Origin of the sequence: Streptosporangium sp. NPDC002544, from assembly GCF_040295965.1 — a bacterium.
Taxonomy (GTDB): Bacteria; Actinomycetota; Actinomycetes; order Streptosporangiales; family Streptosporangiaceae; genus Streptosporangium.
This window is the reverse complement of record NZ_JBEOWJ010000009.1, coordinates 202,471-216,114: the sequence shown is the minus strand read 5'-3', so window position 1 is coordinate 216,114 and position 13,644 is coordinate 202,471. Positions and strand designations below refer to the sequence as shown.

The following is a 13,644-nucleotide window of genomic DNA, read 5'->3' as shown; positions in this document are numbered from 1 at the left end:
CTGTCGCCGCCGAGCCGGCCTGACGCGTAACCGCGCTCCAGGGTTATCCACCCGGGCCGCGTCGCCGGCCCTGGCGGATGCGCGATGCGTGAGGTTCCGGCTGACGACGGCTGTGCCGCGTCGCTCAAGGATGACGCTGTCGTCGTATGCCGATGACATGAGTCAATACAGCTTCGGGGGATTCCCTTTGGTCTCCACTACTTTTCGGGTCTGGCTCTCCCATTTCCAGATGAGGTCACGCCACTCGGGGGAGTCGAAGTAGTCGTTCACGGGTGTGGAGGTGTCGAACTCCGGCATGTAGCTGCCCAGGACGCCTTTTTCCAGTATGCCGTCAGCGATTACACCGCGCTCCCGCAGGATCAGAGAGGGAAGCCCCAGTTGGAAGGCCATGGCCGGCTCGATGTGCGACCAAGGGCTCGTCAGCCATTGGTCGCTGATGATGTAGGGGGAACGGCCCGGTAAGTCGGCCAGATGGTTTCCAACGGCCCGCTCGACGTATGTCCGGCGGAAGGCGATCGTGATCAAGGCGTTTGACTCAAGCATCAGACGGCGGATCGCTTTCAAGGGGGCGTCCATGTCATAGTCCGTCACGCCCAGGGTCCGGGGTGCGAAACCGCGGTCGTCGAGATAGCCGCAGAGTGCTTCGACGAACGCCTCCTGCCGGGAGTTACATGGTTTCGGATAACTCAGAAAAATGGATATTTTAAATCTGGACCGGGGGGACGGGGCGGCGGCGCTCACGTCGGCAGCCTACAACAGGCCGAAGTGGCGCTATGTTCAAAATAGCGAGAGAGGATGAAAAGGACAGAATCAAAGCTTAACCATTGGCGCGGGACATCATCACCGGTCACGCGGACCCAGGGCAAATGGTCTACCGGGATCTCCGGGCACACCGAGGGGAGGTGCGGGTGATCAGGGGGTTTCCTTGATCTGGGTGATTCCGCACACCACCGGCGTGCGGAATCACCCAGATCAAGGAACTGGCCTGTTTTTCGTGGCGATAAGACCGATTTATCCCCGCATCTGGTCAGGGGCGATCCATGACCGGTTCCCGACGCGGCATCTCGCACCGGATTCATGGACACGACCTCCCGTCGTTTGTGGCTCATACCTACAGGGAAGAGCGCTTCCATGCAGGTCAGATGCTGTTTTCAGATGCGGGGCGGGTGGCCGGACGCGCATGGGGAGACCGGCCACCGTGTCACGCACGCTGAAGTGTCCGTGCCGTGACGGGGATCAGCGCGCTGGCCGGGGCGGCGAGCGCGATGGATCTGCTGGCGGCACGGCTGCAGATGGCGGTGTCGCTGGGCTGGCACATCGTGCTGTCGTGCATGGGGGTCGGCATGCCGGTCCTGCTGGTGTTCACCGAGTGGCGGGCGATCCGCACCGGTGACGACAACTACATGCGGCTGGCCCGCAAGTGGGCCAGGGCCGTGGGAGTGCTGTTCGCGGTCGGGGCGGTCTCCGGAACGATCCTCAGTTTCGAGTTGGGCCTGCTCTGGCCGGGTCTCATGGGCGTCTACGGCCAGGTGATGGGGTTCCCCTTCGCGCTGGAGGGGATCGCCTTCTTCATCGAGGCCATCTTCATCGGTGTCTACCTCTATTCCTGGGACCGGCTACCGCCCAGGATCCACCTGCTGACCGGGATTCCCGTCATGATCGCGGGGACGGCGTCGGCGTTCTTCGTGGTCTCGGCCAACGCGTGGATGAACCAGCCGGTCGGGTTCGAGGCGAAGGACGGGAAGATCACCAGCGTGGACCCGTGGGGCGCGATGCTCAACCCGGCCACGCCGCTGCAGACGACGCACATGATCGTGGCGGCCTTCATGGTCGCCGGATTCCTCGTCGCGGGGGTGTACGCGGTGGCCCTGCTGCGCGGACGGCGGGATCGCTACCACCGGCTGGGATTCCTGATTCCCTTCACGCTCGGCTCGATATTCGCCCCGATCCAGATCGTGGTGGGCGACTTCATCGCCAGATTCCTGGCCACCAACCAGCCGGTCAAACTCGCCGCCGCGGAGGCTCTCTTCCAGACCCGCGCCGGTGCGCCGTTGAGCATCGGCGGCTTCGTGGTGAACGACGAGCTGCGCTACGCGCTGGAGATTCCCTACGGCCTCTCCCTGCTGGTGGGCTTTCACCCCGACACCGTGGTCCAGGGGCTGAACGTCGTGTCCGCGGCCGACCGCCCGCCGGTCAACCCCGTGCACCTGGCCTTCGACATGATGGTGGGGATCGGTTTCTTCCTGCTCCTGATGGCGGCCTGGTTCGCCCTGACCTGGTGGCGGCGGCGTGACCTGCCGCGCTCCCCGTGGTTCCTGAGGCTCGCGGCCGTCTGCGGCGTCGCCGCCGTCGTCGCGGTGGAGACGGGCTGGATCGTGACAGAGGTCGGCAGGCAGCCCTGGGTCGTGTACGGCAGGCTGCGCACGGCCGACGGAGTCAACCCCGCCCCCGGGCTGTGGCTGGGGTTCCTCGCCCTCCTGCTGGTCTATCTGTTCCTCACCGTCGCCATCGGCTACGTCCTGCGGCGGCTGGCACGTGAACCCAAGGAGGTCCCGGCGGAGGAGATCCCCGGCGAAGTGCTCCTGCACGCCCCTCAGGAACGGGACTGATCCGATGGACCCGGCGCAGATCGTGTTGCTCGTGCTCTGGGTGGGGGTGACCGGCTACGCGTTGCTGGGCGGAGCCGACTTCGGCGGCGGCATCTGGGATCTGCTGGCCGGGCGCAGCAGAGCGGGCATGCCGGAGCGCAACCTCATCGAGCACTCCATCGGGCCGGTCTGGGAGGCCAACCACGTGTGGTTGATCTTCGTGCTCGTCATGTTGTGGACCGGGTTCCCGCCGGTCTTCGCCTCCGTCATGTCGACCCTCTACATCCCGCTGACGCTGGTGGCGTTCGGCATCATCGCCCGAGGATCCGCCTTCGCCTTCCGTAAGGCCGCCACGGAGTTGTGGCAGAAACGCCTGTTCGGCGCCGCTTTCGCGATCTCCTCCGTGCTGACCCCCTTCTTCCTGGGCGCCGCGGCCGGAGGGGTCGCCTCGGGACGTGTGCCGGTGGGCCTCGCGGCCGGAAACGTCGTGACCGGCTGGTTGAACCCGACCTCCATGCTGGGCGGGGTCCTCGCGGTCGGCGTCTGCGCCTACCTGGCCGCGATATACCTGTGCGACGACGCGGTACGGGCGGGGATGTCGCACCTGGCGGAGAGTTTCCGGACCAAGGCGCTGATCACGGGATCATGCGTCGGAGTCGTCGCGCTCGCCGGCATCGCGGTGCTCCGGGCGGACGCGCCCCGGTTGTTCGAGGGACTCACCCACCGGGCGTTGCCCCTGGTGATCGCCAGTGCGGTGTTCGGACTGCTCTCCCTGGTCCTGCTGTGGCGGCGGAGCTTCACGCTTGTCCGGATCACCGGTGCGCTGGCCGTCACCGCGGTGCTGTGGGGCTGGCCACTCGCGCAGTATCCCCTGATGCTTCCGCCGTCCCTCACGGTGAACGAGGCCGCGGCGCATCCGGCGGTGCTGACCGCGACGCTGATCTCGCTCGCCGTCGGGGCGCTGCTCCTGGTGCCCTCCCTGGCCCTGCTGTTCCTGCTGCAGAGGCGCTGGTCATACCGTTCTGACGCGTCTGACTGACCGAGCCGGTACGGGACGCCGGGGCGTAGCACCCGTGGCCGGCCGAAATCGCCGGCCGGGTCGCGGGTCATGTCCACCCGCTCCATCACCGCGCGGGTGCGCCCTTCCAGCGCGACCGTGGCCACCGGAGGAACTGGTCTCTTTTTCATTACATGATCCGATATGGCAGCGTGGACCGTTCCCAACTGCCACTCTTGTCGAGCCGCGCCACGACCTTCCCTTTCTTCTCTGGAGTTCTATATGCGTTTCAAGACGCCCTTGGCGATCGCGGCTACCGCGGTCCTCGCGGTCGGCCTGTCCAGCGTCACCACGGCCTCGGCGGCACAGACCTCAGGCGCTGACCTCATCTACGCGTGCAAGGCCAAGAGCACCGGCTACGTGCGGCTCGTCAACGCCACCACGAAGTGCAAGCCCACTGAGGTCAAGGTGTGGTGGACCAAGCAGGCCAGTGAGGGGCAGAGCGGTGTCGCCACCGCCGGCCCGCGGGGGGAGACGGGCCCGCGTGGTCCTCAGGGGCCGCAGGGTGAGCAGGGCCTGACCGGCGCGCAGGGGCCGATTGGGAAGACCGGCCCGCAGGGGCCCGCTGGTAAGCCCGGCGCTGACGGCGAGGACGGTGCCAACGGCAAGGACGGCAAGGACGGCGAGGACGGCAAGGACGGCGAGGACGGCAAGGACGCCACCGCCATCAAGTACCAGGTGTTCGACCTTGCGGCGTTCGACGTTCCCGGCCTGAAGGGCAAGCTCACCTGCACCAACGTGTCCACCAACCCGGCCGTGCTGGAGTGGGGCAACTGCAGGAAGGGCGGTGCCCCGGCCGGCTCCCCGGCGCCGGCCGCAGCGCCCACGACGACCACCACCCCCACCCCCAGGTAGTCGCGCACGCGAACACCCCGCTCGCCTTCTCGGGAGCGGGGTGTTCGGTCTTTTCCGCGCCGGTCCAGAGGGGCGGCCGGACACGCGCCCGCTTCCGAGGGCGCTGTGTCAGATGCCGCGGCGCATCGCCCTGGTGCCCATGGCCAGGCCCACCGCGGCGACGACGCAGGCCCAGAGCGTCCCGTACAGCACCGAGGTGTCCGCGAAACGACCGGAGAACAGTGCCCGCTCCGCCTCGACGATGTGGGTGACCGGGTTCAGCGCGGCGACCGCCTGGAGCCACGCCGGGCCGAAGTCCATCGGCAGCAGCACGCCGGAGAGCAGCATCAGCGGGAACAGCACCAGCTGGGTGACCCCGTAGAACAGGTTGCCGCTCGGTCTGGACGCGATCGCGAGGACGAAGGAGAGCGATCCCAGGCCGATCCCGAACACGACCAGTATCGCCAGCCCGGTCAGCACCCCCGGCAGGTGCGGGCGGAAGCCCAGCGGCACCGCGAGCACGATGATCAGCGCGGCCTGGGCCAGCAGGATCACGAACTCCTTCATCGTCCGGCCGACCAGCATCGCCGTGCGGTTCAGCGGGGTGACCAGCATGCGCTCCATCGAGCCGCCGATCAGCTCCACCAGCAGCGAGTAGCCGGCCATCATCGGCCCGGACAGGCACATCATGATCAGAATGCCGGGCACGAACCACTGCCACGGCGATCCCTGGCCCTCGAAACTCTGCGTTCCGGCGAGCAGCGGACCGAACAGGAAGAGGAAGAGCAGTGGCTGCCCCATGGTGAAGAGGAGGCCGAGGGGCTCACGCAACACGGGGACGAACTCGCGGGAGAACACGGTCGAGGTGTCACGGAGGAAGAGTCGTACGCTCACGGGGGTGACCTTTCTTGCCGGTGGGGGAGGGGCATGTCGCCGATGGCCAGGTGTTGCGCGGGGCGTGGCCGTTCAGTGCGAGGCCGGTCAGTGCGAGGGGGCGGCGCCGACGGTCAGGCGTCGTGCGGGGCGGTCCCGTGGTTCTCGTCGCTCTCGCGCAGGCTGCGGCCGGTCAGCGCGAGGAACACGTCGTCCAGCGTGGGCCGGGAGGTCTCCGCGGTGGCGACCTTCACCCCCGAGACCTCCAGGGAGCGCAGGTACTCCGGCAGTGCCCTGCCCGCGTGGGGCACCCGCAGCCGTACCGTCCTCCCGTCGACGGTGACCGCGTCCGATCCCGCGATCCGCGCGGCGACCTCGGCGGCCCTCGCCGCCCCCGGCTCGTCGTGGACGGTGACCGTGACGCGGTCACCGGCCAGCTCGCCCTTCAACTGCTCGGCGGTTCCGTCGGCGATGATCCGGCCGTGGTCGATGATCACCACCCGTTCGGCCATGGTGTCGGCCTCCTCCAGGTAGTGAGTGGTCAGGAAGAGGGTCGTGCCGTGTTCCTCGCGCAGCCGCAGGATGTGTTCCCAGATGTTGGCGCGGCTCTGCGGGTCGAGGCCGGTCGAGGGCTCGTCCAGGAACAGCAGGCCGGGCCGGTGGATGAGGCCCAGGGCGATGTCGAGACGGCGGCGCTGGCCGCCGGAGAGGGTGCCGGGCCTCCGGGTGGCCAGCGCTTCCAGGTCCAGCAGGCCGAGGACCTCGTCGGCCCGCCGCCGCGCCTCGGCCCGCCGCAGCCCGTAGCAGCGCGCCTGGGTCACCAACTCGTCGCGGACGCGGAAGTTCTCACCCGCGCTGCTCTTCTGGCCGACGTAGCCGATGCGGGCGCGGACCCCGGCCGGATCCGACACGACATCGCGGCCCGCCACGGTCGCGGTTCCCGACGTCGGCGGGAGCAGGGAGGTCAGCATGCGCAGGCTGGTGGACTTCCCCGCGCCGTTCGGACCGAGGAAGGCCACCAACTGACCCGCCTCCACATCGATGTCGAGACCGCGCACGGCGTCGACGCCTCCTTTTCCGACCTTGAATCGCCGGGTCAGCCCTCGGGCATGGATCATCGTCCCCTCCTCGGGGTGGTCGGTTGGTGGCATGCCGAAGAAACCCCTGGTCGGGGGTCCGGCTGGAGATGATTCATCTTTACCCACGCGATCCGGATCAGGCAAACGTGAAACGTACATTCACATTTGCTCTGACCTGCGAAAACTCGCGTTCCCTCGGATCGGTGAAAGGTCCTTTCCGGCACCCGCCCGAACCGGGTTCTCCACGCTGACCTGGGCTTTTCCAAATCCGGCTGGAGCAATGAAGAACAGCGCGAAATTCCCGTTCCGCCGCGGGAGGCCGGGCCTCGGTGACGCCCCCTGAGCCGCCGGAACGTGAGAGAGCCCCAGGCGCCGGATCGGCGCCCAGGGCTCCGGTACGCTCCTGGGAAAAGGTGCTGGTCAGGTTCCCTCGGCGTGCGCGGGGGCGTGGATCTGACGGGGGACGGCCGAGGCGCCGCGGCGGCGCCGGAGCAGGGTGTCGATCGCCCAGGGGCCGGGGCCGAGCACGGCGATGATCAGGAACGACCAGCAGAACAGCGCCGCGAGCTCGCCGCCGTTGCGCAACGGCATGAAGTCCTGCGGCAGGTGCACCACGAAGTACGCGTAGGCCATCGAGCCTGACGCGAGCGTCGCGTTGACACGAGTGAGGAACCCGGCGAGGACGAGCCCGCCGCAGGCCACCTGGATGAGTGCGGCCCACCAGCCTGGCCAGGCGCCGAACGCGAGGGCCTGGCCGGTGCCGCGGTTGCCGCCGAAGACGCCGAACATCGACGCCAGGCCGTGGCACAGGAAGAGAAGACTTGTCACGATGCGGAAGAGCGAGAGCACCGGCCCGTTGAATCGGTTGATCTGCATGGAATCACCCCTGATTTTCATGGCGCCGCGTATCCGTTGTTTCCACACGGCATCGCCGGGCCACATTCCACCCTCGCTCCGTACGGTTCGATGACACGACGGCCCGTGTCCTTGTTTAACCTTTTGTCAAGGTTGAGTGTCATGGTAGATCGTCACAGGTGTGATGTCTGGAGTCGGCGATCAGTACTGATCGGTAAAGAGTGAGTTAAGTACGAAAATCGCAGCTGAACCGAGTGGATCGCCTTTTGGCGACATATGTTCTACTTAACTATTTAATGTACGTTTCAACCACACAGCTGATTGGCGCGTTCCATGCGCGGTCGTGACGTCACCCGTGTACCCGGGACGCGGAGGTTGTGGACGTCGCCCGAACCGTGCCCCTATCGGCAGGCGGATTCCAGTATTCGTCGTACCACGCCGGCCGGATACTAAGGTGCCGCGCAGTGTGCAGGTGGTGGACGACGTGCCGCGTACCCCATGGGCAGGCCCGATCGCGGGTGGCGGCCGGCGCGTCGGCAAGGGACGGACATGAAGCCTGTCATGAATGAGCCGCAGGCTCCGCAGGAGGCGTGATGAGCGTGCAGATGAGGGTCCTGTCGGTGCTGCTGCGCGGGCTGTACAAGCCGCGCATGGCCACCGCCGAGCGGGCCCGCAAGGCGATCAACGCAGTCAAGGCCGATCCGGCTCCCCCGGCCCGGGCGGCCGCACGGCACCGGGTGCACCGGCGCAGCCTGGAGGGGTTCGACTGCTACACCGTGATCCCGCGCTCGGTCCCGGCCCCGGCCAAAGCGGTGATCTACCTGCACGGCGGCGCCTACATCGATGAGATCACCAAAGAGCACTGGAGCTTCGTCTTCGCACTCGCCGATGCCGGGATGCGGGTGGAGGTGCCCATCTACGGACTGGCTCCCCGGCACACCCACCGCGAAGCCTTTCCTTTCCTCACCGCTGTCTACCGCGACCTGCTACAGACCTGCGAGGCGGAGGCTGTCTTCCTCGCCGGAGACTCGGCCGGAGGCGGTCTGGCGCTGGCCCTGGCGCAGGACCTGGCCGCCTCCGCGCTGCCCCGGCCCGGCAGACTGATCCTGCTGTCACCGTGGTTGGACATCACCATGTCCCACCCCGACATCCCCGTCGTCGAACGGCGCGATCCATGGCTCAGCAGCGTCGGCCTGATCGAGGCCGGGCGTGCCTGGGCCGCGGGGGACGATCCGCGCGACCCGCGGCTGAGCCCCGTCCACGGTGATCTGGCCGGCCTGCCGCCGGTCGAGCTCTTCGTGGGCACGCACGACGTGCTCTATCCCGACGCCCTGCTCCTGCGGGAGCGCGCCCCGCACGACGTGCAGGTGAACCTGCACGTCGTGCGGGGCGCCTTTCACGTCTACGTCCTGACCCCGGTCCCCGAGGGCCGCCACGCCATCGCGACGATCGCGCAGATCCTGCAGAAGAGTTGAGGGCGGCTCCGCCGCGATCGAAGCGACGGCCGGCGCCACACGCGCTGACGGCGACCCGCTACGAATCCTGCCACGACAGGGCCAGGGTGGTGTGGTGCTTGCGGAGGAGCAGGCCGCCGCGCGGCGGGTCACCCAGGTAGGCGTCGATACGGAGTCCGGTCGTCATGGGGCGGTCCGCCATGTCCCACGCCTGGACGTGAGCGACCAGCTCGCCCGCGAGCCGCAGCCGGTCCGGCCCGTGGCCGCGAGCGATCAGGGTGCCGTCCGGCGACGGCTCCAGCATGCAGAGGTTGTCGCGCTCGACGATCCCGACGGCCATCCGGAACCCGGTCAGGTCGAGCGGGGGCGAGGCCAGCCAGCCGGGCCGCGCCTCCGACATGGTGCACCAGCGGGGCTCGTGCACCGCCAGCCAGAGGCTCAGCCCGTCGAGGAGCTGGGAGAAGCCGACGCTGATCTCGGTGGAGAGCTCGACCACGGGCCCGTCGAGCGCCGCCAGCACGTCACCGATCTCGCTCGCCTCGGGCAGCGAGATCGTCAGGTCGGACTCGCGGTCCAGTACCAGCGTCGTCTCGGGGCCCGCGAAGGGGCCGCGCATCCGCATGAACCCGCAGGGCAGCACCGAGCGGCTCGTCCAGTGCCCGTCCGCTCGCTCCATCGCCACCGAGCGCTGCACCCCCCGCAGGTCCAGCGGGGCCACGAGGCGCCCGCCGGGCCCGAGTTGGTCAAGCCAGGCCGGTGCCAGGTCCCACACACCGACGGTGGCGATCACCCGGTCGTAGGGCGCCCCCGGCGGGAATCCCTCGGATCCGTCGGCGCACACCAGCCTCACCTCGGGGTGTCCCGCGACCGCCAGGTGCTCCCCGGCGAGCGTGACCAGCTCGGGGTCGATGTCGACGCTCACGACCTGGCCCTCCGGCCCCACCAGATGGGCGAGGAGCGCGGCGTTGTAGCCGGTTCCGGTGCCGATCTCCAGCACGCGCTGCCCCGGCTCCACCCCGAGCTGGTCCAGCATCAGAGCCATGATCGCCGGCTGCGAGGAGGAACTGATCGGGCGGCCGTCCGCGTCGCGCTTGGTCACGATGGCGTCGTCCTGGTAGACGGTCTGCGCGGGAAGCTCGGGCAGGAACACGTGCCGTGGCACCGTCCGAAACGCGTCGGCCACGACCTGACTGATCCCCCGGGTACGTACCCGCGAGACCAGTTCCTCCCGTAACGCGTGCCACCCAGCCATCGTTGACCTCCGTGCCGTATGCGTATGTGGCGGCCTGAGTTATATGCCCCGGCGAGCGGAAAATGTCGCTATGCCGGATGTCGTATGGAAAAACGGATCCTGAGGGCCGTGACGGTACCCCGCATGCGAGGGCCACGCAACGCCCGCGCGGGCAGGAAATCTCTCTGCCCGATTGACAGGGAATGTTAGGGGGCGGCTCTAATATCTCAGCATGAACAGTGATTTCGACTTCCTGCACGGCACCTGGGACATAGACAACCGCAGGCTCCTCAAACCGCTGAGCGGAGGCGATGAGTGGGAGGAGTTTCCCAGCGTCGCCGTCTGCCGCGGTTTCTTCGACGGCGCGGGCGTCTTCGACGAGATCACCTTCCCCACGAAGGGCTTCAAGGGGGTGTCGATACGGACCTTTGACGTCAAACGTGAACTGTGGGCGATCTACTGGATCAACAGCGAGACCGGAGTTCTGCACAATCCCGTCTTCGGCAGGTTCGCCGACGGGAAGGGCGTGTTCCACGGCGACGAAACCCACGAGGGTACGCCCGTCCGGATGCGGTACACGTGGTCGGAGATCACGCCGACCTCGGCCCTGTGGGAGCAGGCGTTCTCCGCGGACGGGGAGAAGACCTGGGAGACCAACTGGACGATGAGGCACACCCGCCGCGCGTGACATGGCACGGGTGAAGGGGTGGGTGGAGGACGGTATCCGTAGGGCGGATTAAAAGACTCACCCACGCCGATGCTCGCCGAGTGCCGGTGCTCCAAACAAAACGGCCCTGAGCGGTGCGCTAACACCAGCTCAGGGCCTAGATCCGCCTCCTGATAACGAGTCTGCCGGAGTGACGGACTCGTTAGGAGTGATCAGTAACTCTGTGTGATGAGGCCCGCTGCTGGAAAGGCGACTGTCACGGGCCGCCATCAGGTTCGATGCCGTCTCGCCATGACTTGGCCAGGTAGTAGAGGCCGATGCCCAGTCCGGTGGTCAGCAGGACGAGCCCGAGGACGATCATGGCGATGATGGTGGGCCATTGGAGATGCTGCGGTAGGTGCAGGGCCAGGAACCACGATCGGGTGACCTGGCCGGTGGTCAGCATGAGCGCGGGCACGATGCCCTGGGCCGCCAGGGGCACCCAGCACAGGGTCAGGCTCACGATGACGTAGGTACGCCGGCCCGCGGGGGCCAGGTCGAGGCCGAGCCTTTCCAAGCCGAGGTCGGGCTTGGGCAGGTGCGGCCTGCCCGGTTCCAGAGCCGGGAGCGGGCGACGGGCCGGTCGTGTCCGCTTGGGCGGGACACCGGTTCGCAGGTGCAGGAGCAGTTCGGGCGCGCTCGACCGGAGTCTGGCGGCGGCCAGATGACCCAGCAGCCAGGCGAGCACGGCACCGCTGATCAGACCCACGGCCGCTCCCGCCCAGGCGGGGCCGAGCCATACCGCGAAGTAGGCGGGGGCGGCCGCCGCTGCGGTGAGGATCAGCACCAGCAGTACCTGGGTGAAGTCGGTGCCGTTCTCCAGGAGGTTACCGCCTCTGCGGTGCGGGTCGATCATGGGCACCGGCCGCAGGACCGACACCAGCACGGTCACACCCGCCCCACCGCCCAGCAGCGCGGGCACGAGCGCGGCCAGCCACGGCCACAGGTCGTACTGGCCGGTGAGGGCGAGCGCGGCGAGGGTGAGGACGATGGTCGGCGGTGCCGTAACCATGAGCCAGGCGAGCTGACGGCCGTGGATGTCGTGGCGCGCGGCGCCGGGGATCATCATCTTGCCCCAGAGCTCGGTGCCGTCCTCGCCGTACAGGTTGGCGGAGATGGCGGCGGTCCACAGGGCGAAGACCAGGCCGCTCCAGGGCAGGAAGACCGGTGCGCCGACGGCCAGCGGCAGCAGGCAGAACACCAGCGCGTAGCACAGGGCGAAGCACAGGTAGTGGAAGCGCAGCAGGTCTCTGGACCAGGTGCGCAGTTCCCTGGCGGCGACTGCGGTCACCGGGCCCCGCGCCCACCCGCCAGAAGCGTCCCGGGCCGGGCGTCCGCTCGCGCGCCGGGTGGTCAGCCGCCGCTTTAGCAAGACGGCCCAACCGTACAAACAGACAACGCTGAGTACGGCGAGCCCCGCCAGGGCGGCGGCCGCCGTGAGCCACTGGCCCTGCCCGGCCGCCCGCACGGCGACCAGGCCCCAGCCGGAGGGTAGCGCCCTGACCCAGGTGGAGAAGGAGCCGGGGAAGCCGGTGCGCAGGGCGGCCTGCACGAGAGGCGACAGCACCCAGCTGGAGTGCAGGGCGGCCAGGATGGCGGCGCTGATGAGAGCGGCCAGCGCGGCGCCCGTCTTGGACCGCATGACCTGGCCGAGCGCCGCGGTGACCAGCCGGGAGGCCAGCACGCACAACACCAGTTGGAGGGCGATGGCGAGCACGCCGACCGCTGTGGCCGCCATGCCAAGTTCGGCCTTGACGGCCAGCACGACGAGCGCGGCGAAGGCTACGAGCGTGACGACGGGGGCGACACCGATGAAGGCGGCCCCCGTCAGCCCGGCCGCGAGATGGCGCGGGGTGAACGACAGCAGCGAGAAATGCTCGGGGCGCAGCGTCTCATCGCCGCCGCCCAAAAGCGCGGGGCCCAGCAGCCAGCCGGCGGTCCACAGGGCGAAACCCGCGCCGAGCAGGTCGAACGGCAGCGACGCGACCGGATAGTCGCGCCCCGCGAGCACGATCAGGCCCGTCGCGAGGGCCAGTCCGGCCAGGGCGCCGGTGACCATCTGGGCGGCGCGCTGGCCGGTCATGGAGTTCCGCAGCACGGCCAGCTTCATTTTGATCAGGAGGACAACCACGCCAGCTCACCCACCTCGGGGATCTGGCCGCCGACCAGGCTCACGAACCGCTCTTCCAAACTCCGGCCCGACCGCACGGCCTGCAGCGGTCCCGAGGCCACGACCCGGCCGGAGTCGATCACCGCCACGTGGTCGCACAACTGCTCGATCACGGCCATCACGTGGCTGGAGAACACCACCGAGCCGCCGCCGCGCACGAACCGCTGCAAGATCACCTTGATCGTGGCGGCTGAGACGGGATCGACCGCCTCCAGCGGCTCGTCCAGCACCAGCAGCTTCGGGGCGTGCAACAACGCCGTGGCCAGGCCGATCTTCTTGCGCATGCCGGTGGAGTACTCCATGACCAGGGTGCGCTCGGCTGCGTCCAATTCCAGAATCTCCAGCAGCTCACCCGCCCGCCGCTCGACCTCCTTAAGGTCCATGCCACGCAGCAGGCCGGTGAAGCGCAGCAGCTCGCGGCCGGTCAGCCGCTCGGGCATGGACAGCCCATCGGGCAGCACACCGATCAGTTTCTTGGCCTGGGGGGCGTCGGCCCATACGTCGAGGCCGAAGATCTCGGCCCGTCCGCCGTCGGGGCGAAGCAGGCCCACCGCCATCGACAACAAGGTGGTCTTGCCCGCTCCGTTGGGGCCGACCAGACCGAAGAACGATCCGCGTCGCACCTCCAACTCGATGTGGTCGACCACCGGCTTGCGGCCGAACGTCTTGGTCAGACCGTCGAGCCGAAGCGCCAGGTCTGCGCTTGGTGCTCCCACAGCGTCCCTCCTATTATGGTACGGCACGTGCCGTGCCGACTGTGAAGCATGCTGGAGGGCGGCCCCCATTGTCAATACGGC

General features: G+C 68.3%; 12 protein-coding genes. 5 read left to right on the top strand and 7 right to left on the bottom strand.

Annotation, left to right across the window (positions count from 1 at the left end):
* Positions 1–162 precede the first annotated feature (162 nt).
* Positions 163–741: a hypothetical protein gene (locus tag ABT061_RS16245; protein ID WP_350917530.1), complete on the bottom strand. Its 579-nt coding sequence runs from the start codon at positions 739–741 to the stop codon at positions 163–165.
* A 485-nt stretch (positions 742–1,226) separates the two neighbouring features.
* Between ABT061_RS16245 and ABT061_RS16240 the strand changes: the two genes are divergently transcribed.
* From ABT061_RS16240 to ABT061_RS16230, 3 genes are all read left to right on the top strand, one after another.
* Positions 1,227–2,609 (top strand): cytochrome ubiquinol oxidase subunit I, encoded by a 1,383-nt coding sequence (locus tag ABT061_RS16240; protein WP_350917527.1) that lies wholly within the window; start codon positions 1,227–1,229, stop codon positions 2,607–2,609.
* Between the two features lie 4 nt (positions 2,610–2,613).
* A complete protein-coding gene (locus tag ABT061_RS16235) occupies positions 2,614–3,627 on the top strand; it encodes a cytochrome d ubiquinol oxidase subunit II (protein ID WP_350917524.1) in 1,014 nt (337 codons plus the stop codon).
* 240 nt (positions 3,628–3,867) lie between these two features.
* On the top strand, positions 3,868–4,500 hold the full coding sequence (locus ABT061_RS16230; protein WP_350917521.1) for a hypothetical protein: 633 nt from the start codon (positions 3,868–3,870) through the stop codon (positions 4,498–4,500).
* A gap of 108 nt (positions 4,501–4,608) precedes the next feature.
* On the opposite strand, the gene ABT061_RS16225 is transcribed toward ABT061_RS16230, so the two are convergent.
* From ABT061_RS16225 to ABT061_RS16215, 3 genes are all read right to left on the bottom strand, one after another.
* Positions 4,609–5,373: an ABC transporter permease gene (locus ABT061_RS16225; protein WP_350917518.1), complete on the bottom strand. Its 765-nt coding sequence runs from the start codon at positions 5,371–5,373 to the stop codon at positions 4,609–4,611.
* 113 nt (positions 5,374–5,486) lie between these two features.
* Entirely contained in the window at positions 5,487–6,470 is a 984-nt protein-coding gene (locus ABT061_RS16220; RefSeq protein WP_350917515.1) for an ATP-binding cassette domain-containing protein, read from the bottom strand.
* A 381-nt stretch (positions 6,471–6,851) separates the two neighbouring features.
* Complete coding sequence (locus ABT061_RS16215; RefSeq protein WP_350917512.1) at positions 6,852–7,307, bottom strand: DoxX family protein; 456 nt, start codon at positions 7,305–7,307, stop codon at positions 6,852–6,854.
* Positions 7,308–7,879: 572 nt separating this feature from the next.
* On the opposite strand from ABT061_RS16215, the gene ABT061_RS16210 reads away from it, so the two are divergent.
* Positions 7,880–8,761: an alpha/beta hydrolase fold domain-containing protein gene (locus tag ABT061_RS16210; protein ID WP_350917509.1), complete on the top strand. Its 882-nt coding sequence runs from the start codon at positions 7,880–7,882 to the stop codon at positions 8,759–8,761.
* Between the two features lie 58 nt (positions 8,762–8,819).
* Here ABT061_RS16210 and fxlM read toward each other — a convergent pair whose 3' ends face one another.
* A complete protein-coding gene (fxlM, locus tag ABT061_RS16205; RefSeq protein ID WP_350917506.1) occupies positions 8,820–9,992 on the bottom strand; it encodes a methyltransferase, FxLD system in 1,173 nt (390 codons plus the stop codon).
* 211 nt (positions 9,993–10,203) lie between these two features.
* Here fxlM and ABT061_RS16200 point away from each other — a divergent pair, with 211 nt between their 5' ends.
* On the top strand, positions 10,204–10,659 hold the full coding sequence (locus ABT061_RS16200; protein WP_350917503.1) for a hypothetical protein: 456 nt from the start codon (positions 10,204–10,206) through the stop codon (positions 10,657–10,659).
* A gap of 235 nt (positions 10,660–10,894) precedes the next feature.
* Here ABT061_RS16200 and ABT061_RS16195 read toward each other — a convergent pair whose 3' ends face one another.
* Together ABT061_RS16195 and ABT061_RS16190 are read right to left on the bottom strand one after the other, a co-directional pair.
* Positions 10,895–12,808: a hypothetical protein gene (locus tag ABT061_RS16195; RefSeq protein WP_350917500.1), complete on the bottom strand. Its 1,914-nt coding sequence runs from the start codon at positions 12,806–12,808 to the stop codon at positions 10,895–10,897.
* Positions 12,793–13,563 (bottom strand): ABC transporter ATP-binding protein, encoded by a 771-nt coding sequence (locus ABT061_RS16190; RefSeq protein WP_350917497.1) that lies wholly within the window; start codon positions 13,561–13,563, stop codon positions 12,793–12,795. The genes ABT061_RS16195 and ABT061_RS16190 overlap by 16 nt, the downstream gene beginning before the upstream one ends.
* Between the last annotated feature and the right edge of the window lie 81 nt (positions 13,564–13,644).

Excerpts from the sequence above, each read along its gene's own strand:
- fxlM (WP_350917506.1), bottom strand. The coding sequence starts at position 9,992 with ATGGCTGGGTGGCACGCGTTACGGGAGGAACTGGTCTCGCGGGTACGT.
- ABT061_RS16210 (WP_350917509.1), top strand. The coding sequence starts at position 7,880 with ATGAGCGTGCAGATGAGGGTCCTGTCGGTGCTGCTGCGCGGGCTGTAC.
- ABT061_RS16230 (WP_350917521.1), top strand. The coding sequence starts at position 3,868 with ATGCGTTTCAAGACGCCCTTGGCGATCGCGGCTACCGCGGTCCTCGCG.
- ABT061_RS16215 (WP_350917512.1), bottom strand. The coding sequence starts at position 7,307 with ATGCAGATCAACCGATTCAACGGGCCGGTGCTCTCGCTCTTCCGCATC.
- ABT061_RS16200 (WP_350917503.1), top strand. The coding sequence starts at position 10,204 with ATGAACAGTGATTTCGACTTCCTGCACGGCACCTGGGACATAGACAAC.
- ABT061_RS16220 (WP_350917515.1), bottom strand. The coding sequence starts at position 6,470 with ATGATCCATGCCCGAGGGCTGACCCGGCGATTCAAGGTCGGAAAAGGA.
- ABT061_RS16235 (WP_350917524.1), top strand. The coding sequence starts at position 2,614 with ATGGACCCGGCGCAGATCGTGTTGCTCGTGCTCTGGGTGGGGGTGACC.